Raw genomic sequence first — 20,229 nt, 5'->3', positions numbered from 1 at the left:
AACTAAAAATCTCATTTTATGAGACTAGTGTCAACATGCGCCGACCGTCAGTGCATGTGCATTCCGCCATTCACATCCACCGACGCTCCGGTGATGTAGCCGGCCAGATCCGAAGCCAGGAAAAGGCAGGCGCCCGCCACGTCATCAGGCGTCCCGAGCCGGGCGAGCGGAATGGTGGAGATGACGCTCGCACCCCGTTCGCCCTCATAGGCGCCGGCGGTCATGCCGGTGAGGATGACGCCGGGATTGACCGCATTGACGCGGATGCCGGCCGGCCCGAATTCCCGCGCCATGGACTTCACCAGCGCCAGCACGCCCCCCTTGGAGGCGGCATAATGCGGCCCGCCCATGAGCCCGCCGCCGCGCTGGGCGGCGATGGACGCGATGCAGACGATGGACCCGCCCGGCCCCATATGCGCCAGCGCCTGCTGGGACATGAGCAGCGTGCCGCGCAGGTTCACATCCAGCACCAGATCGTAGTCGTCACGCGAGATGTCCCGCGTGCGGCGGGCCTGCACCACGCCGGCATTGTTGACGAGCACGTCGAGGCGGCCCCAGCGCTCCACCACCTGCGCGATGGCGGCGGCGCAGGCCGCCTCGTCGCGCACGTCGGCCACCACCGTCATGGCGTTGGGGCCAAGTTCGCGCTCCATCTCCTGCGACGGCCGGGGCGAGCGATCGAGCAACGCCACCCGCGCGCCCTCCCGAGCGAAACGACGCGCCACGCCATAGCCGATCCCCTGCGGGCTGCCAGCGCCCGTGACGATGGCAACCTTGCCTTCCAGCAGCATGATGTTTTCCCGATTGAAGGACGCCTGGGCCCTCAGCCCATGTAGGCGCCGCCGTTCACGTCCAGAATGGCGCCGCACACGAAGCTGGCGCCGGGGGAGCACAGGAAGGCGATGGGCCAGGCGATCTCTTCCGGCCGGCCGAAGCGCGGCACGGGCATCGCCTCCAGCGCCTTGGGATCGGCGGTGGCCACCATGCGCGTGAGGGTGGACCCGGGCGCGACCGCGTTCACCAGCACTTCCGGTGCGGCGCGGCGCGCCAGCCAGCGCACGAAGGTGTGGATCGCGCCCTTGGACGCCGCATAGCTCACCGGGGAATGGGCATAGGTGCCGCCGGTGTGGGCGGCGACCGAGCCGAGGAGGACGATGCGGCCGTTGCCCCGCGCCTTCATGGCGGGAACGAGCGCGCGGGCGAAATGCGCCGGCCCGGCCACGTTCACCGCCATCACCTCGTGGAACAGGTCGTCCCAATCGTCTGCAAGCCACTGCTCCTGCGGGAAGATGCCGGCATTCAGCACCGCCGCATCCAAGGGGCCGGCCGATTGGCACAGGGCCTCCACCGCGGCCCGGTCGCGCACGTCGCAGGCGGCGTAGCTGTGGGCCTGGCCGTGATCGCGCGGCAGGTCCTCGGCAAGGCCGGGGGCGGGCCCGGCGTCGGTCAGCACCATCTCGGCACCGAGGCTCGCGCACAGCTGCGCCGTGGCGCGGCCAATGCCGCCGGCAGCGCCAGTAAGCAGGATGCGCATGCCGGTGAGGTCGTAAGGCGCGCGGGGCGTCACGGTCGGTCCTTCCGGGGACATGCAGATGCGACAAGGGCCCCCATCGGAGCCTCTTCAGAACTGAACATGGCGCTTCCTCGATATTATATTATTCTCGTATTGTGAGACTATTTCCACATCTTGAGCTATGTCAATGTCTCATGGCATTGTGTTGGCGTGCTTTGCAGAGCCTTGCCTGCCGGCCACGTCGCAGGGTCGAGCCGCCGAGGTGGGCGCGGCGGGGCAGATTTTGAAACTGCTCGCAAATTTCAATTCCCGGACATGGACCCTATAATGCGCCGACAGATGGTGCGCCTCGGGTGCATGAAGCGGCGAGCCGGAGGGACGCAGCCATGAGCAGTCTCGACAAGATGCTGAAGGTTCTTGACCTTTTCGGCGAAGAGCGCATGAGCATCCAGCTTGAGGACGTGCAGGCGGCGGGCGCCTCGCGCGCCACGGCCTATCGCTACATCCAGTCTTTGTGCGATTCGGGGCTGCTCGCGCCCACCACGGGCGGCAGCTATGTTCTCGGTCCGCGCATCATCGAACTCGACCGCCTCGTCCGCCGCGCCGACCCGCTGCTGACCCGCGCCGGCGCCCCCATGCGGGATGTGAGCGCGCGCCTCGGCATCAACGTGATGCTCTGCAGCTACTATGGCGACAAGGTCATGTGCGCGGACATCGTCTGGCCCGAGCGCTCGGTGCCGGAATATTACGAGCGCGGCCGCCCCATGCCCATGTTCCGCGGCGCTATGGCGAAGACCATCCTTGCCCACCTGACCCCCTACCAGCTGCGCAACATCATGCTGTGGCATGGGGAACTGGTGCGCGAGGCCGGCCTCGGCGAGAACTGGGAGCAGTTCCGTTCCAACATGTCGCGCCTGCGCCGAGACGGCTATTGCGTCACGCGAGGTGAGGTGATCCCCGATCTCGTGGGCATCGGCGCGCCGGTGTTCGACGCGGAGCGGCGCATCCTCGGCAGCGTGGTGTTCGCGGTGCGCGAGTCCCGCTTCCAGAGCGCCGGCAAGGAAGATCTGGTGAGCGAGATCAAGCAGCTGGCCGCCCGCATCACCAGCGCCATCGCCGGCGAGGCCGGGGACCGGCCGGCGCAGAGGGCGGCGCGTCCGCGCAAGATACGCACCCTCGCTCCCGAGGATGCCTCGCCCGTGGAATGAGAACGGGCGGCGCTCCCGTGAACGCCGCCCCTCCTTGTCAGCCGGCGATCTTGCAGGCCGGGCTCGGCGCGACGGTGGCAGTCTCTGCGGGAACCGACATCTTCACCACCGGCCGCAGCTTGCCGTCGAACACCTCGACCACGCCGAAGAAGTTCGGCCCCACCAGCTGGTTGTCCTCGCGGCGCATCTGCTGGTCGCCGAGGATGGTCGCGTAGGTGCGGCCCGGCAGGGCCTTGGCGATGTCCGCCGCCTTCACGCTGCCGGCGGCCTTCACCGCCTGGAACAGCACCTGCATCGCGATGTAGGTCTCGCCCTCGAAGTTCGTCGGCGTGGTGCCGGGATAGGCCTGCTCCCACGCCGCCACGAACGCCTTGTTGGCCGGATTGTCGAGGGTGGACGAGTAATTGATGATGCCGGCGACGCCCTTGGCCGCATCGCCGATGGAGGCGACCGTGTTGTCGGTCACGAAGCTCACCCCGGCCACGGTGGCGCTGTCGAGAAGGCCGGCCTGCTTGGCCTGCATGGCGAAGTTCACCGCATCGCGCCCCGCCAGCGCCACCCACACGCCCTTGGCGCCGGAATCCTTGATCTTCTGGATGTAGGTCGCGAAATCGTTGGTGCCGAGGGCGGAGAAATTCTCCAGCACCACCTTCTTGCCCTGTGCCGCGGCGGCCTTGCCGAAGCTTGCGGCGACATCGCGGCCCCAGGCGATATCGGCGGCCATCACCGCCCAGGTCTCCTCGCTGCGGCCCTTCAGCCAGGGCGCCATGGTGGCGGCGTCAGAGCTGTCCGGCCGGTTGACGCGGAACATGCGCGGCACGCACGCCTCGGCGGTGATCTTGTCGCTCTTGTTGGTGGTCGCGATGTAGAGCGCGTCCCAGCGCGCCAGCAGGGGCGCAATGGCGAGGGCCTCGCCCGAGGCGATGGCGCCGATGAGCACCTTGTTGCCCTGGAGCGCGAGCTTTTCCGCCTGGCGCCGGGCGAGATCGGGCTTGGCCTCCGTGTCGAGGTATTCCACCTCCACCTTGTGGCCGTCGATGCCGCCCGCCGCATTGGCTTCGGCGGCGGCGAAGGCGATGGCGCGCTTCACCTGGCTGCCGAGGTCGGCATAGGTGCCGGTCAGCGCGGTCGGCACGCCGATCCGCAGCGGCTCCTGCGCCATCGCCGCCACCGGCAGCATCATGGCGGCCGCGAGCGCGCCGCCCAAACGCATCGTCCATCCCATTGGCAGTTCCACCCTTGTTCACGCCTTCAAACGGCGACGTGTTGCTTGAGCTTTTCCGTCGTCAGCTGGGCCAGCGGCCCGCTGTCGACGATCATCCCCTTGGACATGATGTGGTATCTTTCCACCACGCGACGGATGAGGCTGATGTGCTGCTCGATGAGGAGCAGGCTCGTGCCCTCGTCGGCGAGGCGCACGAAGACCTCGGCGAGCTCATCCACGATCACCGGCGCCAGCCCCTCGGACGGCTCGTCCAGCACGAGGAGGTCGGGGTTGGCCATCAGGGCGCGGCCGATGGCGAGCATCTGCTGCTGGCCGCCGCTGAGGGCCGTGCCGGGCGTGTGCTGGCGCTCCTTCAGCACCGGGAACAGCTCGAAGACGCGGGCCAGGGTCCAGGGACCGGGACGGGCGACGGCGGCGCCGAGCAGTAGGTTCTCCCGCACGCTGAGCGCGGGGATGATCCGCCGGCCCTGCGGCACCACCGAGATGCCGGCCCGGGCGGCGCTGTAGTGGCGGATGCGCGGCGCCGGCTGCCCGGCCATCACCACCACCCCGCGGCCGACCTGGGCGATGCCCTGCAGGGCATTGACCACCGTGGTTTTGCCGACGCCGTTGCGTCCGAGCAGCCCCACGCGCTCGCCCTTGCCGATGGCGAGGCTCACGCCCCTGAGCACCTGGGCGCGCCCGTAGAAGGCATCCACGGCCTCGAAGCTCAGCAAGGTCATGCAGCAGTCCCCAGATAGGCGGAGATGACCCGTGGATCGGACCGGATTTCGGCCGGGGTGCCCTCGGCGAGAAGGCGGCCGAGATGGAGCACGGTGATGCGGTCGCAGATGCCGAACACCACCTCCATGTCGTGCTCCACCAGCAGCACCGTGACGTGCCAGCGCCGGGCGAGATCCTGCAGCAGTTCGGCCATGGCGAGGGATTCCTCCACCGTGAGGCCGGCCGCCGGCTCGTCGAGCAGAAGCACCTTCGGACGCCCCACCAGCGCCAAGGCGAGATCGAGACGGCGCCGGTCGCCATAGGAGATGTAGGCCGCGGGACGGTGGGCGATCTCGGCGAGGCCCAGCGCCACCAGCACCTCCTCGCCGTTGTCGAGCGTCGCGCAGCGGCCGGCGAGGCGGATCTGCTCGCCGACGGTGAGATCGAGGAAGACGTTGGTCTTCTGGAAGGAGCGGGCGAGGCCGGCGCGCTGGCGGGCGCGGGGCGCCAGCGCGCTGATGTCCCGCCCGCCCAGCAGCACCGTGCCGCCACGGGTGGCCGCGCGGCCGGTGAGCACGTCCATGAGCGTGGATTTCCCCGCTCCGTTGGGGCCGATGATACCGCGCACCTCGCCGCGCGCTACCTTCAGGTCCACGCCGTCCAGCGCGCGGAACCCGCCATAGGTGCGGGAGAGGGCGCGTCCCTCGATAGCCGGGAGTGTCATGCCGCCCTCCGCGCGAAGAGGCGCGCAAGCAGCCCGCTGAGGCCGGCCGGCGCGCACAGGGTGACCACGATGAGGGTGATGCCGATCACCGCCGGCCAGTGCTCGGTGGCGTCGCCGACGATCTCCTTGAAGAAGAAGAACACCACCGCGCCCAGCGCCGGCCCCCACACGGCCCGCGTGCCGCCGATGACGGCCATGACCAGCGCCGAGCCGGAGAGGGTCCAGTGCATCATGTCGGGAGAGATGAAGCCGTTGTAGAAGGTGGCAAGCACCCCCGCGAGGCCCGCTACGCCTGCGGACAGCGCATAGACGGCCGCACGCGGCACCACGGTCTCGTAGCCGATGAAGCGCGCCCGCTCCTCGTTGGAGCGGATGGCCAGCGTCAGCAGGCCATAGGGCGAGCGGGTGAACAGCCACAGCCCGACGAGAACGGCCGCCAGCAGCGCCCAGCAGATGAGGTACATGGAGCGCGGATCCTGCAGCAGGCCCACGTCGAGCCCGAACAGGCGGGCCGGGAAGGTCACGGACATGCCGTCGTCGCCATTGGCCAGCGTGCGCACCTTCAGCACCACCTCGTAGAAGGTCTGCGCGCAGGCGAGGCTAAGCATGGAGAAGGCCACGCCGGGAATGCGCGTGATGACGAGGCCGAGCAGGAAGGCCAGCAGCGCCGGCACCAGCAGCGCCAGCAGCACCGCCATTTCCGGCGGCAGCAACCCATGCGCCAGGGGCACGCCGAGCACATAGCCGCCGAGGCCGAAGAACAAGGCGTGGCCGAAGCTGACCATGCCGTTCTGCCGCACCAGGAAGCCTACTCCGGTCGCCAGCATGGCGCCGATGATGGCTTGCACCAGCAGCGACAGGAGAAGCGGCGAGGCGCCGGCGAAGGGCAGCAGGCATCCGGCCCCCAGCACGATGAGGGCGAGGACACTGCCCGGCGCGCGCGCCGGCCGCGTCGGGGCGGTGGCCGTGAGCGTGGCAGGGCTCGTCATGCCGCCCTCCCGGTGAGGCCGAGGGGGCGCCACAGCAGAATGAGCATCATGAGCAGGAAGGGGATCATGGTGGAGAAGGAGGGGATGAAGACGATGCCGAGGTTCTGGAGCTGGCCGATCACGAGGGCCGCCACGAACGCGCCGGAGAAGCTGCCGAATCCGCCCACCACCACCACGATGAAGCTCTCGATGAGGATCGCCCCGCCCATGGCCGGCGAGAGGGCGAGGAGCGGCCCTGCGATGATGCCCGCGAGCCCCGCAAATCCCGCGCCCAGCGCGACCACGGCGGCGCTCACGCGCTCGGTGTCCACACCCTGCGTGCCGGTGGTGAGGGGATCGGAGGCGAAGGCCCGCACGTAAAGGCCGATGCGGCTGCGCTTCAGCCACAAGGTGAGCCCCGCGCCCATGCCCGCCGCGACCAGGATGACGAACAGGCGGTAGACCGGAAAGTCCTCGCCCGCGATGCGCAGCGTGCCGCTGAGCAGGTCCGGCATGGCGATGGTGAGCGTGTCCTTGCCCCAGACCGTGCGCACGAGATCCTCGATCACCAGAAGGAGACCGAAGGTGACGAGCAGGGTGACGATGGGGTCCTGGTCCTGCAGCGGGCGGAACACCGCGCGGTCAAGGAGCAGGCCGAGGATGGCGAGCACCAGCGTTGCCACCACCACGCCCGCCCAGAAGCCGGCAATCGCGGTGGCCGCATAGCCCACATAGGCGCCCAGCATGAAGAGGCTGCCGTGGGCGAAGTTCACCACCTGCCGGAGCCCGAAGATGAGCACCAGCCCGATGGCGACCAGATAGAGCAGGCCCCCGTAAACGAAGCCGTTGAGGATATGGATGATCAACAGACCCCTCCTGTAGGGCGGGTGGCTGAGGTCCTGATCCCTGCGGTGGGGATCACACCCGCGCGCCGCAGGACGGCGCTCGGCCGTCTGCGTGCGCGACGAGGATGTTGGGATGGATCAGGAGATGGAGAGGCCGCTGTCCACGGGCAGCACATGCCCGGTGGTTCGGCCGGACGCCTCGGACGCGAGAAAGAGCGCCGCCTGTGCCACATGCTCCGGCTCCACCATGCCCAGCAGGTGGGCGGCGGTGAGCCGCTGCGTGGTCTCCAGCTGTTCCAGCTGCGCCACCACCCTTGGCGTGCGGGTGACGCCCGGCGCCACCGCGTTCACGCGGATGTTGTGGGGCGCATATTCCACCGCCATGGAGCGGGTGAGCGCCGCCACCGCACCCTTGGCGGCGGTGTAGGCATCCTTGCCCGGCCAGCCCATGAGGGCCACCACGGACGCCGCATTCACCACCGCGCCGCCGCCGGCCTTGACGAGCTCGGGAATGCCGAAGCGGCTGACCAGCCAGGTGCCGTGCAGATCGAGCGTCATCGCCCGCCAGAACTCGTCGTCCGGCGCGCGGGTGAGATCGCTGTCGCGGGTCGTCGAGCCCCCGGCGTTGTTGTAGATGACGTCAAGACGGCCATAGTGCGCGACGCCGGTCGCCACCGCCGCCTCGACGCTCGCCGCATCGGTCACGTCGGTCCGCACGAACAGCGCATCACCGCCGGCGGCATGAATGCGCGCCGCCGTTTCCCGCCCGGCCTCTTCGTTGATCTCGGCGACGACGATGCGCCCGCCATGGCGGGCGAACAGCTCCGCCGCGCAACGGCCAATCCCGATGCCTGCCCCCGTGATGAGGGCGACCTTTCCTTGCATCATTGTTTTCCCTCCCCCGCGTCCCGGTTCTGCGAGCATGTCGAGTCCGGAGATCGTTGAGTGACGATTAATCTCGTATTATGCGATTTTTAGTTTATTCTAAATTCTGTGGCAAGGGGCTTTCCGGCGGCTGCGATAGGGCTCAAGGAGCAGACGGCCGGCGGGGCCCGAACAGAAAAGTCGGGGAGAAACGCATGAAGGAACTGGAGGGGCGCGTCGCCCTCGTCACCGGGGGCGCGCGGGGGCAGGGGGCGGCGGAAGCGCGGCGTCTGGGCATCGAGGGCGCGGCGGTGCTGGTCTGCGACGTGCTCGCACCCGAGGGCGAGGCGTTCGTGGCGGAACTCGCCGACCAGGGCATCGAAGCCCGCTTCCGCACGCTCGACGTAACCAACCCGGCCGACTGGTCTCAGACCATCGAGGCGGCGCGGGATTGGAAGGGGCGGCTCGATATCCTCATCAACAATGCCGGCATCATCAATCGCAGCACCGTCTCGGCCACGGAGCCGGATGCGTGGGAGCGCGTGCTCAAGGTCAACCTCACCGGCGCCTTCCTCGGCATCCGGGCCTCGGTGCCGCTGATAGAGGAGACCGGCGGCGGCAGCATCGTCAACATCTCGTCGAACAGCGCCTTTTCCGGGCATTACGATCCGGCCTACACGGCGAGCAAATGGGGCCTGCGCGGCCTCACCCGCAGTGCCGCCATGGAATATGCCGCGCGCGGCATCCGCGTGAACGCCGTGTGCCCCGGCCTTGTGGTGACGGCCCTCAACGCCGCGAGCCCGCATCTCCAGCCGATGATCGGGATGACGCCCATGGGCCGCAGCGGCACGCCGGAGGAGATCGCCGAACTGGTGCTGTTCCTCGCCTCGGATCGCTCCGCCTTCATCACCGGCGAGGACTTCGTGATCGACGGCGGCTTCACGGCCGGCGCCGGCTATCGGCGCGTGGCGGTGGAGACCGGCATTTACTGAGGGGAGCGGGCCGGGGCCTCGATGGGCCCCGGCAGCAGCTCGAAGGCGCCCCGATATACCAAATGTTATCCACACACTGTGGACAAAAGAGAACATATTGCGAACTGAGAACAAAAGGGGTACAACCGCTACGTTCTTAATTCCCCTTGCACCGGCACCGGAGCGCGGCGATGACTCAGGCAACACTCCGACTCGTCGAAGGTTCTTCCATGGACAAGACCAAGGCGCTGGATGCCGCGCTCTCGCAGATCGAACGGCATTTCGGCAAAGGCTCCATCATGCGGCTCGGCAAGGGCGGCAAGGCCTTGGAGATCGAGAGCATTCCCACCGGCTCGCTGGGACTCGATATCGCGCTGGGCATCGGCGGCCTGCCCAAGGGGCGCGTCGTGGAGATCTACGGCCCCGAATCGTCGGGCAAGACCACGCTCGCGCTTCACACCATCGCCGAATCCCAGAAGCGCGGCGGCACCTGCGCCTTCATTGACGCCGAGCATGCGCTGGACCCGATCTATGCCCGCAAGCTGGGCGTGAACCTCGACGACCTGCTGATCTCCCAGCCCGACGCCGGCGAGCAGGCGCTGGAGATCGCCGACACGCTGGTGCGCTCCGGCGCCGTCGACGTGCTGGTGGTGGATTCGGTTGCCGCCCTGACCCCCCGGGCCGAGCTCGATGGCGAGATGGGCGACAACCAGCCCGGCCTGCAGGCGCGGCTCATGAGCCAGGCGCTACGCAAGCTCACCGCCTCCATCTCCAAGTCCAACACCATGGTCATCTTCATCAACCAGATCCGGATGAAGATCGGCGTGATGTATGGCTCGCCGGAGACCACCACGGGCGGCAACGCGCTGAAGTTCTACGCCTCGATCCGCCTCGACATCCGCCGCATCGGCGCCATCAAGGAGCGCGACGAGGTGGTGGGCAACCAGACCCGCGTGAAGGTGGTGAAGAACAAGCTGGCGCCGCCGTTCAAGCAGGTCGAGTTCGACATCATGTACGGCGAGGGCGTCTCCAAGACCGGCGAGTTGCTCGATCTCGGCGTCAAGGCCGGCGTGGTGGAGAAGTCCGGTGCTTGGTTCTCCCACGACAGCCAGCGCCTCGGCCAGGGCCGCGAGAATGCCAAGACCTTCCTGAAGCAGAACACGGAGGTGGCGGCGCGCATCGAGGCGGCCATCCGCCAGAATGCCGGCCTCATCGCCGAGAAGATTCTCGCCGGCGATCCGGAGGAGGACGCCGAGGGGTCGGAAGCCGACGCGTGATGCGTCAGCCCCGGACGTGGTCCTGACAGCCTTTTAGAGCGGGCGGTGCCGGGAAGGCTTCGCCCGCTCTGCCTTTGCTGCCTCGCGTTTCTGGACAAGTGGCGGGCCCATCGTTAAACGAACCCGGTTCCGCCGGCCGCGTCGGCCGAGGGAACCGCGCGACGCCCGAGGGATGGCCCCAAGCTCGGCCCGAGGCGCTGGCGCGCGCAGCGATCACCAGAGCCGGCGGCCGCAAGGCCCGGCATCCGAGGGACAGTGCCGGCACATGAGCGGCGTCAACGAGATCCGGTCGAGCTTCATCGACTACTTCGTCAAGGAGGGCCACGAGGCCGTCGCCTCGTCGCCCCTCGTGCCGCATAACGACCCCACGCTCATGTTCACCAATGCGGGCATGGTGCAGTTCAAGAACGTCTTCACCGGCGTCGAGAAGCGGCCCTATTCGCGGGCGGTGACGTCGCAGAAGTGCGTCAGGGCCGGCGGCAAGCACAACGACCTCGACAATGTGGGCTACACCGCGCGGCACCACACCTTCTTCGAGATGCTCGGCAATTTCTCGTTCGGCGACTATTTCAAGGACCGCGCGATCGAGCTCGCCTGGAACCTCGTGACCCGCACCTTCGAATTGCCGAAGGACCGCCTGCTCGTCACCGTCTACAGCGAGGACGAGGAAGCCTACGGCCTGTGGAAGAAGATCGCCGGGCTTTCCGACGACCGCATCATCCGCATCGCGTCCTCGGACAATTTCTGGTCCATGGGCGACACCGGCCCGTGCGGCCCCTGCTCGGAAATTTTCTTCGACCACGGCCCGCACATCTTTGGCGGCCCGCCCGGCTCGGCGGACCAGGACGGCGACCGCTTCATCGAGATCTGGAATCTCGTGTTCATGCAGTATGAGCAGCTGCCGGGCGGCGAGCGCGTCGGCCTGCCGCGGCCGTCCATCGACACCGGCATGGGCCTCGAGCGCATCTCGGCGGTGCTGCAGGGCACCCACGACAATTACGAAACCGACCTCATGCGCGCCCTCATCGCCGAGGTCGCGGAATTCACCGGCGTCGATCCCGAGGGACCGCAGAAGGCGAGCCACCGGGTGATCGCCGATCACCTGCGCGCGTCGGTGTTCCTCACCGCCGATGGCGTGCTGCCCTCCAACGAGGGCCGCGGCTACGTCCTGCGCCGCATCATGCGCCGCGCCATGCGCCACGCGCAGTTGCTCGGTGCCAAGGACCCCCTGATGCATCGCCTCGTGCCCATCCTGGTGCGCGAGATGGGTCGGGCCTATCCCGAGATCGTGCGCGCCGAGCCTCTGGCTGAAGAGACGCTGCTGCTCGAGGAGACGCGCTTCCGCCGCACGCTTGAGCGCGGCCTGTCCATCCTCGAAGAGGAGAGCCAGGGCCTCGTCTCCGGCGCCAGCTTCCCAGGTGAGGTGGCGTTCAAGCTCTACGACACCTACGGCTTCCCCCTCGATCTGACCCAGGACGCCCTGCGCGCCCGCGGCATCAGCGTCGACACCGACGCGTTCGACGCCGCCATGGCCCGCCAGAAGGCAGAGGCCCGCGCCAACTGGGCCGGCTCCGGCGAGGCGGCGACCGACACGCTGTGGTTCGCGGTGCGCGACAAGGTGGGGGCCACAGACTTCCTCGGCTACGACACCGAGAAGGCGGAAGGCGTGGTCACCGCGCTCGTGCGTGACGGCGCCGAGGTTGCGGCCCTCAATGCCGGCGAGACCGGTCTCGTGGTGCTGAACCAGACGCCCTTCTATGCCGAATCCGGCGGTCAGGTGGGCGACACCGGCCGCATGACCGGCGAAGGCGGCATCGTCGCGGAGGTGCGCGCGACCCAGAAGAAGCTGGGCGACCTGTTCCTGCACGATGTGAAGGTCGAGAGCGGCACGCTCAAGCCCGGCACCGCCCTGGTGCTGGAGGTGGAGCATGATCGCCGCGCCGCCGTGCGCGCCAACCATTCCGCCACCCACCTCCTGCACGAGGCGCTGCGCCGGGTGCTCGGCGAGCATGTGGCGCAGAAGGGCTCGCTGGTCGCCCCCGACCGCCTGCGCTTCGATTTCTCCCATCCCAAGCCCCTCAGCGAGGCCGAGGTGGCGGAGGTTGAGGAGATCGCCAACCGCTTTGTGCTGCGCAATGAGCCGGTGGAGACGCGCATCCTCGCGGTGGACGACGCCATCAAGTCCGGCGCCCGCGCTTTGTTCGGCGAGAAGTATGGCGAGGAGGTGCGCGTCGTGTCCATGGGGACGGACGACGGCAACGGCGCGCCCTACTCGGTGGAGCTGTGCGGCGGCACCCATGTGAAGCGCACCGGCGACATCGGCCTCATCTCCGTGGTCTCCGAGGGCGCGGTGGCGTCCGGCGTCCGCCGCATCGAGGCGCTGACCGCCCGCGCGGCCCGCAAGCACCTCAACGGCGCAAGCGCCGCCCTCATCGCCACCGCCTCCACGCTCAAGGCGCCGGTGGCCGAGGTGGAGGCGCGCGTCGCCGCCCTCGTGGAGGAGCGGCGCAAGCTGGAGCGTGAGCTGGCCGAGACCCGCAAGAAGCTCGCCATGGGCGGCAACCAGGGCTCGGGCGACGCCGTGCGCACGGTCGGCGACATCAAGCTCCTGGCGCGCCAGGTGGAAGGCATCGAGATCAAGGATCTCAAGGGCCTGGTGGACGAGGGCAAGAAGCAGATCGGCTCGGGCGTCGTCGCCATCGTCGGCGTCACGTCCGACGGCAAGGCGGGCATCGTGGTGGGTGTCACTGCCGACCTCACCGCCCGCGTGGATGCCGTTGCTCTGGTGCGGCGGGGCGCCGAGGCGCTGGGCGGCAAGGGCGGCGGTGGCCGTCCCGACATGGCCCAGGCCGGCGGACCCGACGGCGACAAGGCCGACGCGGCCCTCTCCGCCATTGAGGCCGCCCTCGCGGGTTGACCCGCGAGGCGGTCTTGCAGCCTGACGGCGTCCGTGACACTGCGGCCGCCCGGTTCGGCCCGGGCAGCGCGCAGGCGCGCTTTATCTGACGCGTTCGGGGCGGATTTGACGTAAGCCCCTTGCGCAGCGTCATTCCTTCTTGCCACACAGGGGTCGGGGCGCCGGAAGGCAGCGGAGTGGCGGTGCGGTGAACGACAGCTTCCTCAAGGATGCGTTCGTCTATCTCCTCGCCGCCGGGGTGCTGGTGCCGCTCTTCCACCGCGCCCGCATCGGCGCCGTGGTGGGTTTCATCGCCGTGGGAGCGCTCGTCGGCCCGCACGGGCTCGGCCGCCTCGCCGATACGCTGCCGCTGGTGCGCTTCGTCACCATTTCCAGTCCCGAACGGGCGGCGCCGTTCGGTGAACTCGGCATCGTCTTCCTGCTGTTTCTGCTGGGGCTCGAATTCTCCACCGCACGCCTGTGGGCGCTGCGGCGCGAGGTGTTCGGCGTCGGCTGCCTGCAGGTGGTGTTCTGCGGTGTCCCGCTGGCGCTAGGGGCGGTGCTCGTCGGATACCCGCCGGGTGTGGCGCTGGTGCTGGGCTCGGCGCTCGCCCTTTCATCGACGGCGGTCGTGAGCCAGCTGCTCATCGACCAGCATCGCGCCCTTGCCCCGCTCGGCCAGCTCGTCATCGCCGTCCTGCTGTTTCAGGACTTGATGGTGGTGCCCATCCTCCTGGCGGCGGAGCTTCTCACCGGCAATGCGCCGGACGTGCTGACGCTGGCCGCCCTTGCGCTCGTCAAGGCGGTGGGCGCCGTCGCGCTGATCCTGGTGGCGGGACGCTTCGTGCTGGCGCCTCTGGTGGCGGCGGCGGCGTCCACGCGCTCGCGCGATCTCATCATGGCGATCACGCTGGTGGTGGTGGTGGGCTCTGCCGCTGTCACCCATCGGGCGGGGCTCTCCAGCGCGCTCGGCGCCTTTCTCGCCGGCATGCTGTTGTCGGAGACGGCCTACCGCCACCAGATCGAGGTGGATCTCGAGCCGTTCAAGGGCCTGCTCATCGGCGTGTTCTTCGTCACCGTGGGCATGAGCGTCGATTTCGCCGTGGTGCTGCCCCGGCTCGGCTGGGTGCTGGGCGGCGTCGCCTGCATTCTTGCCGTGAAGATCGTCTTCACCTATGCCGCCGGCCGCCTGATGAAAGTCGCGCCACCGGCGGCGGCGGAGGCGGCGGTGCTGCTGGCGCAGACCGGGGAATTCGCCCTCGTGGTGCTGGCGCTTCTGGCGGCGAGCGGCGCGCTGCCGCGGGCCGATGCCGGCGTCCTCATCGCCATGGTCGGCCTCAGCCTCGCGGCAACGCCCTTCCTCGCGCGGCTGGGCCGGCGGCTGGGGCGGACGCTGGATGCCCGCCTCAACGACAACCTCGCCGCGCCGGCGCAGAGCAGCGCGGAGGGCCATGTGGTCATCGGCGGCTTCGGGCGGGTGGGCCGCATGGTGGCGGACGCGTTGGAGGAAGAGGGCGTCGCCTATGTGGCGCTCGACAACGATCCCCGCCGCGTGGCCGAGGCGCGGGTCGAAGGCCTGCCGGTCTATTTCGGCGATGCCGGCCGTGCGGAGATGCTGGAGCGCCTCGGCGCCGAGCGCGCGACCGTGTTCGTGGTGACCCTCGATGCGCCCAACGCGGCCGAGCGCATGGCGGGTGCCGTCCGCCAGCACTGGCCGTCGGCGGCGATCATCGCCCGTGCCAAGGACGCCGAGCATGCCCACCGGCTGGCGGCGCTCGGGGTGTCAGGCGTGATACCGGAGGCGCAGGAGGCGAGCCTGCAGCTCGCCGCGCGCCTCTTGACGCAGCTCGGTCTGCCGGACGAGGTGGTGGCGGCGCGCACCGAGCGCGCCCGGGCCCGCATCGAGACAGCGCTCGGTGGCGCGCGAAGCCAAAGCGGGCAGGGGATTTGAGGACGAGATGAAGGAGCAATCGGCCCGGCGGCGTGTGTTCGACATCCTGGAGCGAGACCTTCCCGGCGACCGCACGGCGGACTTCGTCCATTATTTCCTGATCGGAATGGTGCTGCTGTCGGTGAGCGGCGCCGTGCTGGCGACCGTGCAATCCCTGGAAATCCGCGACGCGTGGTGGTTCAAGATCGGCGAATTCACCGCGCTGCTCATCTTCACGGTGGAATACGGCTTCCGCCTGTGGGTGGCGCCGGAGCATCCGCTCAGGCGCAGCATGTCGAACACCCGCGCGCGCCTCAGCTATGCCTTGACCGTTCCGGCACTGATCGACCTCATCGCCATCCTGCCGTGGTTCGTGGCGCTGGCGACCGATTTCGATCCCCACGCGCTTCTGGTGCTGCGCCTCGTGCGTTTCCTGAAGCTCGCGCGATATTCCTCCGGCTTCAACGCGCTTTATCTCGCCATCAAGCGCGAGCGCTATGCGCTGCTCTCCTGCCTCATCATCCTGTGCTCCGGCGTGCTCATGTCGGCCACCGCCATGTATCTCACGGAGCGCAATGTCCAGCCGGACAAGTTCGGCTCCATCCCGCTCGCCATGTGGTGGGCGATCACGACGCTGACCACGGTGGGTTATGGCGACGTGGTACCGGTGACCAATCTCGGCCGGCTGATCGGCGGCATCACCATGATTTCCGGCCTGATGATGCTGGCGCTGCCCATCGCCATCATCGCCGGCTCCTTTGCCGAGGTGATCTCGAAGCACAATTTCGTCGTCACCTTCTCCATGATCGCCCGGCTGCCTCCCTTTTCCGACCTCGAAGCGCCCGTGCTGGGCGACATCCTGCCGGTTCTGCATTCCCGCAGCTTCGACCGCGGCCATCATGTGGTGCGGCGGGGCGAGGAGGCGGCGCACCTGTTCGTGGTGCTGGAGGGCAGGGTGGAGATGGAGGGGACCGACGGGGTCCGCACGCTGGGGCCGGGCGAGGTGTTCGGACTTCTGCCGGGTCACACGAAGCCCGATCCGGTGGCGGTGCGGGCGGTCGCGAAGACCAAGATCCTCTCCATCGAGGAAAACGAGCTGTACATGCTCGCCTTGCGCCATCCAGACGTGATCGGCCGGCTTTCGGAACTCCATCCGGACGTGAGGCCCGAGGGCGACGCTCCGGCCGCCTGACCTCTCCCGCCAAAAGAAAAGGGGCCGCGCATGGCGGCCCCTTCGGGATTGCGGCGGCGGCCTGGGTTGCCGCCGAATGTCGTGTGCCTCAGGCCGCCATGGCCTTGGTGAGGTTCTCCGACACCTTGTCCAGGAAGCCGGTGGTGGAGAGCCACTTCTGGTCGGCGCCGACGAGGAGGGCGAGGTCCTTGGTCATGTCGCCGGCCTCGACCGTGTCCACGCACACCTTCTCCAGCGTCGCGGCGAACTTGGCGAGTTCCTCGTTGCCGTCGAGCTTGGCACGATGGGCGAGGCCGCGGGTCCAGGCGAAGATGGAGGCGATGGAGTTGGTGGAGGTCTCCTTGCCCTTCTGGTGCTCGCGATAGTGGCGGGTGACGGTGCCGTGGGCGGCTTCCGCCTCCACGGTCTTGCCGTCGGGCGTCATCAGCACGGAGGTCATCAGGCCGAGCGAGCCGAAGCCCTGGGCCACGATGTCGGACTGCACGTCGCCGTCGTAGTTCTTGCAGGCCCACACATAGCCGCCCGACCACTTGAGGGCCGAGGCCACCATGTCGTCGATGAGGCGGTGCTCGTAGGTGAGGCCGCGCTTGTCGAACTCGGCCTTGAACTCGGCCTCGTAGACTTCCTGGAAGATGTCCTTGAAGCGGCCGTCATAGGCCTTGAGGATCGTGTTCTTGGTGGAGAGGTAGACGGGATAGTTGCGCAGCAGGCCGTAATTGAGCGAGGCGCGGGCGAACTCGCGGATCGACTCGTCGAGGTTGTACATGGCCATGGCCACGCCAGCGCCGGGGAAGCTGTAGACTTCCTTGTCGATCTTCGTGCCGTCCTCGCCCACGAAGGAGATGGTCAGCTTGCCCTTGCCGGGCACCTTGAAGTCGGTCGCGCGATACTGGTCGCCGAAGGCGTGACGGCCGACGACGATGGGCTGGGTCCAGCCCGGCACCAGGCGCGGCACGTTCTTGCAGATGATGGGCTCGCGGAAGATCACGCCGCCGAGGATGTTGCGGATGGTGCCGTTGGGCGACTTCCACATTTCCTTGAGGTTGAATTCCTTCACGCGGGCCTCGTCCGGCGTGATGGTGGCGCACTTCACGCCCACGCCGTGCTTCTTGATGGCCTCGGCGGCGGCGATCGTGACCTGATCGTTGGTGGCGTCGCGGTTCTCGACGGAAAGGTCGTAATATTCGAGGTCGAGGTCGAGATAGGGGTGGATCAGCTTGTCCTTGATGTACTGCCAGATGATCCGGGTCATCTCGTCGCCGTCGAGCTCGACGACCGGATTTGCCACCTTGATCTTCGCCATGGGACGGCCTTTCGCGACTGCTCAATGAGCCTTGGTAAAGCGGGGGAGGCGATGGCGCTGCATTGCGGCGCCACCGGCCTCCGGCACGGGCCGCTATAGCACCGGTGCAGTGCGGCGCAAGACGGAAACCCGGCTAATGCCGTGAGATCGTTTCCCACGCGGGGCCCGCCTTTCGTCCGGGTATCGACACGTCCGGGCGCCGTGTGCGACCAAGGCGCCGACAAGGGAGACCACATGCCGGGTTCGGGTACCGACAGCACCAAGCCGTGGACGGCGGGGGGGCCGCTCATCATCCTGGTGGAGCCGCAACTTGGGGACAATATCGGCTCGGCGGCGCGCGCCATGGGCAATTTCGGCCTGTCGCGCCTGCGCATCGTGAACCCGCGCCAGGGTTGGCCGAACGACCGGGCGCGCACCTTCGCCGCCGGGGCCGACCGCATCCTCGACGAGGCGCAGCTCTTTCCGGACCTGCGCGCGGCGCTCCATGACGTGAAGTTCGCCTTCGCCACCACGGCCCGCGAGCGCGGCATGGCGAAGCGGGTGGTCGGGGCGGATGAGGCCACGGCCGAGGCCCGCAGCCGCATGGCCGCTGGCGAGGAGGTGGCGCTGGTGTTCGGCCGCGAGCGGACGGGGCTCTACACGGAGGAGGTATCGCTGTGCGATGCCATCCTCACCCTTCCGGTGAACCCGGCCTTCGCCTCGCTGAACCTCGCCACCTGCGTGGCGGTCGCGGGCTATGAGTGGTCGAAGGCGGAAAGCGGCGGCGCCCTGCCATTCGCCCCGCCGGATCGCTCGCCGCTCGCCGACAAGGGCGATCTCTTTGCCTTCTTCGACCATCTGGAGACGGCGCTGCAGACCTCCGGCTTCTTCCGCTCGCCGGAGAAGGCGCCCTCCACCATCCGCAACCTGCGCAACATCTTCCACCGGCTGGGTCTCACCCGGCAGGACCTCGCCACCCTGCATGGCGCGGTGACGGCGCTGGAGGAGGGCAGGGAAGGGCGCGAGGCCCGCAAGGCCGAGAACAACGCCCGCGCCGCCGCCCGCAAAGCCGGTGGCGGGACGACGGGGAGCGGCGAGGGCGGCGAAGCGGGCTGACCCCTGCGGGGCGCGTTCCGCGCGCAGACACCGCCACAAACGAAAACGGGCGCCCCGAAGGGCGCCCGTTCTGCTTTGGGATGAAGGTCGATCAGACCGAGTAGTACATCTCGAACTCGACCGGGTGCGGCGTCATCTCGAAGCGCATCACCTCGGCCATCTTCAGGTCGATGTAGGACTCGATGAAGTCCTTCTGGAACACGTCGCCCTTCAGCAGGTACTCGTGGTCCGCCTCGAGGGAGGCGAGCGCCTCGCGGAGCGAGCCGCAGACGGTCGGGATCTGCTTCAGCTCGGCCGGGGGCAGGTCGTAGAGATCCTTGTCCATGGCCTGGCCGGGGTCGATCCGGTTCAGGATGCCGTCCATGCCCGCCATGAACAGGGCCGCGAAGGCGAGGTAGGGGTTCGCGCCGGGATCGGGGAAGCGAACCTCGACGCGCTTGGCCTTCGGGTTGTTGGTGTAGGGGATGCGGCAGGACGCGGAACGGTTGCGCGCCGAGTAGGCGAGCAGCACGGGGGCCTCATAGCCCGGGACCAGACGCTTGTAGGAGTTGGTCAGCGGGTTGGTGAAGGCGTTCAGCGACTTGGCGTGCTTGATGATGCCGCCGATGTACCACAGGCAGTACTCGGAGAGATCGGCATACTTGTCGCCGGCGAAGAGGGGCTTGCCCTCCTTCCAGATCGACTGGTGCACGTGCATGCCCGAGCCGTTGTCGCCGAACACCGGCTTCGGCATGAAGGTCGCCGTCTTGCCGTAGATGTTGGCCACCTGGTGGATGCAGTACTTGTAGACCTGCAGGTGGTCGGCCATCGTCACGAGCGAGCCGAACTTGAGGCCGAGCTCGTGCTGGGCGGAGGCGACCTCGTGGTGGTGCTTTTCCACCTTGGCGCCCATCTTGGCCATGGCGGCCAGCATCTCGGAGCGCATGTCCTGCGCCGAGTCGATGGGGGGCACGGGGAAGTAGCCGCCCTTGGTCTTCACGCGGTGGCCGAGGTTGCCGCCCTCATACTCGGTGTCGCCGTTGGTCGGCAGCTCGAGGGAGTCGAGCTTGAAGCCGGTGTTGTACGGGTCCGCCTTGAAGCGCACGTCGTCGAAGATGAAGAACTCGGCCTCGGGGCCGAAATACACCGCGTCGCCCACGCCGGTGGACTTGGCATAGGCCTCGGCCTTCCGGGCGATGGAGCGCGGATCGCGGCCGTAGGGCTGGCCCGTGGTGGGCTCGAGCACGTCGCAGACGATGGAGACCGTGGTCTCCGAGAAGAAGGGGTCGATGCAGGTGGTCGTCGGATCCGGCATGAGCAGCATGTCGGACTCGTTGATGGCCTTCCAGCCGGCGATGGACGAACCGTCGAAGGCGGTGCCTTCGGTCAGGAATTCCTCGTCGACCATGCTGATGTCGAACGTGACATGCTGCCACTTGCCGCGCGGATCGGTGAAGCGCAGGTCGACATATTTCACGTCCTCGCTCTTGATGAGATCGAGGACGTCCTTGGCCGTCTTGGTCGTCATGGGGTTTGC

General features: G+C 68.2%; 17 protein-coding genes. 7 read left to right on the top strand and 10 right to left on the bottom strand.

From position 1 onward, the window contains the following. Positions 1-47: 47 nt before the first annotated feature. Positions 48-791 carry an SDR family NAD(P)-dependent oxidoreductase gene (locus FHT36_RS19845; protein WP_169124211.1) on the bottom strand — a complete coding sequence of 248 codons (744 nt, stop codon included), beginning with the start codon at positions 789-791 and terminating at the stop codon, positions 48-50. Positions 792-823: 32 nt separating this feature from the next. Then, positions 824-1,567 (bottom strand): SDR family NAD(P)-dependent oxidoreductase, encoded by a 744-nt coding sequence (locus FHT36_RS19840; RefSeq protein WP_210257882.1) that lies wholly within the window; start codon positions 1,565-1,567, stop codon positions 824-826. Positions 1,568-1,899: 332 nt separating this feature from the next. Here FHT36_RS19840 and FHT36_RS19835 point away from each other — a divergent pair, with 332 nt between their 5' ends. Next, positions 1,900-2,721, top strand: coding sequence for an IclR family transcriptional regulator (locus FHT36_RS19835; protein ID WP_169124209.1), 822 nt, complete (start codon positions 1,900-1,902; stop codon positions 2,719-2,721). A gap of 37 nt (positions 2,722-2,758) precedes the next feature. Here FHT36_RS19835 and FHT36_RS19830 read toward each other — a convergent pair whose 3' ends face one another. The 6 genes from FHT36_RS19830 to FHT36_RS19805 form a co-directional block, all read right to left on the bottom strand. Then, positions 2,759-3,934, bottom strand: a complete 1,176-nt coding sequence (locus FHT36_RS19830; protein WP_169124208.1) for an ABC transporter substrate-binding protein — start codon at positions 3,932-3,934, stop codon at positions 2,759-2,761. 38 nt (positions 3,935-3,972) lie between these two features. Beyond that, positions 3,973-4,668 (bottom strand): ABC transporter ATP-binding protein, encoded by a 696-nt coding sequence (locus FHT36_RS19825; RefSeq protein WP_169124207.1) that lies wholly within the window; start codon positions 4,666-4,668, stop codon positions 3,973-3,975. Continuing rightward, positions 4,665-5,372, bottom strand: a complete 708-nt coding sequence (locus FHT36_RS19820; RefSeq protein ID WP_169124206.1) for an ABC transporter ATP-binding protein — start codon at positions 5,370-5,372, stop codon at positions 4,665-4,667. Before FHT36_RS19820 ends, FHT36_RS19825 begins: the two co-directional genes overlap by 4 nt. Next, positions 5,369-6,361, bottom strand: coding sequence for a branched-chain amino acid ABC transporter permease (locus FHT36_RS19815; protein ID WP_169124205.1), 993 nt, complete (start codon positions 6,359-6,361; stop codon positions 5,369-5,371). The genes FHT36_RS19820 and FHT36_RS19815 overlap by 4 nt, the downstream gene beginning before the upstream one ends. Then, entirely contained in the window at positions 6,358-7,206 is an 849-nt protein-coding gene (locus FHT36_RS19810) for a branched-chain amino acid ABC transporter permease (RefSeq protein WP_210257881.1), read from the bottom strand. Before FHT36_RS19810 ends, FHT36_RS19815 begins: the two co-directional genes overlap by 4 nt. Before the next feature lie 117 nt (positions 7,207-7,323). Next, the gene (locus FHT36_RS19805) at positions 7,324-8,073 is read right to left on the bottom strand and encodes an SDR family NAD(P)-dependent oxidoreductase (RefSeq protein ID WP_169124204.1); all 750 of its coding nucleotides are present in this window, start codon (positions 8,071-8,073) and stop codon (positions 7,324-7,326) included. Between the two features lie 191 nt (positions 8,074-8,264). On the opposite strand from FHT36_RS19805, the gene FHT36_RS19800 reads away from it, so the two are divergent. From FHT36_RS19800 to FHT36_RS19780, 5 genes are all read left to right on the top strand, one after another. Continuing rightward, entirely contained in the window at positions 8,265-9,041 is a 777-nt protein-coding gene (locus FHT36_RS19800; protein ID WP_169124203.1) for an SDR family NAD(P)-dependent oxidoreductase, read from the top strand. A gap of 170 nt (positions 9,042-9,211) precedes the next feature. Beyond that, complete coding sequence (gene recA, locus FHT36_RS19795; RefSeq protein WP_169124202.1) at positions 9,212-10,297, top strand: recombinase RecA; 1,086 nt, start codon at positions 9,212-9,214, stop codon at positions 10,295-10,297. 265 nt (positions 10,298-10,562) lie between these two features. Further along, positions 10,563-13,214 (top strand): alanine--tRNA ligase, encoded by a 2,652-nt coding sequence (gene alaS / locus FHT36_RS19790; RefSeq protein ID WP_169124201.1) that lies wholly within the window; start codon positions 10,563-10,565, stop codon positions 13,212-13,214. A gap of 187 nt (positions 13,215-13,401) precedes the next feature. Next, entirely contained in the window at positions 13,402-15,144 is a 1,743-nt protein-coding gene (locus FHT36_RS19785; RefSeq protein ID WP_169124200.1) for a cation:proton antiporter, read from the top strand. Between the two features lie 7 nt (positions 15,145-15,151). Next, positions 15,152-16,315: a cyclic nucleotide-gated ion channel gene (locus FHT36_RS19780; protein ID WP_169124199.1), complete on the top strand. Its 1,164-nt coding sequence runs from the start codon at positions 15,152-15,154 to the stop codon at positions 16,313-16,315. An 88-nt stretch (positions 16,316-16,403) separates the two neighbouring features. Here FHT36_RS19780 and FHT36_RS19775 read toward each other — a convergent pair whose 3' ends face one another. Next, positions 16,404-17,618, bottom strand: coding sequence for an NADP-dependent isocitrate dehydrogenase (locus FHT36_RS19775; RefSeq protein WP_169124198.1), 1,215 nt, complete (start codon positions 17,616-17,618; stop codon positions 16,404-16,406). A 234-nt stretch (positions 17,619-17,852) separates the two neighbouring features. Between FHT36_RS19775 and FHT36_RS19770 the strand changes: the two genes are divergently transcribed. Beyond that, a complete protein-coding gene (locus FHT36_RS19770; protein ID WP_169124197.1) occupies positions 17,853-18,713 on the top strand; it encodes an RNA methyltransferase in 861 nt (286 codons plus the stop codon). A 91-nt stretch (positions 18,714-18,804) separates the two neighbouring features. Here the strand turns inward: FHT36_RS19770 and glnA are convergent, their stop codons facing one another. After that, entirely contained in the window at positions 18,805-20,220 is a 1,416-nt protein-coding gene (glnA, locus tag FHT36_RS19765) for a type I glutamate--ammonia ligase (RefSeq protein ID WP_169124196.1), read from the bottom strand. Between the last annotated feature and the right edge of the window lie 9 nt (positions 20,221-20,229).

Source organism: Xanthobacter sp. SG618, assembly GCF_012932745.1.
Taxonomy (GTDB): Bacteria; Pseudomonadota; Alphaproteobacteria; order Rhizobiales; family Xanthobacteraceae; genus Xanthobacter; species Xanthobacter flavus.
This window is presented reverse-complemented; position numbering and strand designations above follow the sequence as displayed.

What these genes read in the sequence shown, in the direction of transcription:
- FHT36_RS19845 (WP_169124211.1), bottom strand. Translation starts at nt 791, where the DNA reads ATGCTGCTGGAAGGCAAGGTTGCCATCGTCACGGGCGCTGGCAGCCCG.
- FHT36_RS19825 (WP_169124207.1), bottom strand. Translation starts at nt 4,668, where the DNA reads ATGACCTTGCTGAGCTTCGAGGCCGTGGATGCCTTCTACGGGCGCGCC.
- FHT36_RS19820 (WP_169124206.1), bottom strand. Translation starts at nt 5,372, where the DNA reads ATGACACTCCCGGCTATCGAGGGACGCGCCCTCTCCCGCACCTATGGC.
- alaS (WP_169124201.1), top strand. Translation starts at nt 10,563, where the DNA reads ATGAGCGGCGTCAACGAGATCCGGTCGAGCTTCATCGACTACTTCGTC.
- FHT36_RS19800 (WP_169124203.1), top strand. Translation starts at nt 8,265, where the DNA reads ATGAAGGAACTGGAGGGGCGCGTCGCCCTCGTCACCGGGGGCGCGCGG.
- FHT36_RS19805 (WP_169124204.1), bottom strand. Translation starts at nt 8,073, where the DNA reads ATGATGCAAGGAAAGGTCGCCCTCATCACGGGGGCAGGCATCGGGATT.
- FHT36_RS19780 (WP_169124199.1), top strand. Translation starts at nt 15,152, where the DNA reads ATGAAGGAGCAATCGGCCCGGCGGCGTGTGTTCGACATCCTGGAGCGA.
- FHT36_RS19775 (WP_169124198.1), bottom strand. Translation starts at nt 17,618, where the DNA reads ATGGCGAAGATCAAGGTGGCAAATCCGGTCGTCGAGCTCGACGGCGAC.
- FHT36_RS19830 (WP_169124208.1), bottom strand. Translation starts at nt 3,934, where the DNA reads ATGCGTTTGGGCGGCGCGCTCGCGGCCGCCATGATGCTGCCGGTGGCG.
- recA (WP_169124202.1), top strand. Translation starts at nt 9,212, where the DNA reads ATGACTCAGGCAACACTCCGACTCGTCGAAGGTTCTTCCATGGACAAG.
- FHT36_RS19770 (WP_169124197.1), top strand. Translation starts at nt 17,853, where the DNA reads ATGCCGGGTTCGGGTACCGACAGCACCAAGCCGTGGACGGCGGGGGGG.
- FHT36_RS19815 (WP_169124205.1), bottom strand. Translation starts at nt 6,361, where the DNA reads ATGACGAGCCCTGCCACGCTCACGGCCACCGCCCCGACGCGGCCGGCG.
- glnA (WP_169124196.1), bottom strand. Translation starts at nt 20,220, where the DNA reads ATGACGACCAAGACGGCCAAGGACGTCCTCGATCTCATCAAGAGCGAG.
- FHT36_RS19835 (WP_169124209.1), top strand. Translation starts at nt 1,900, where the DNA reads ATGAGCAGTCTCGACAAGATGCTGAAGGTTCTTGACCTTTTCGGCGAA.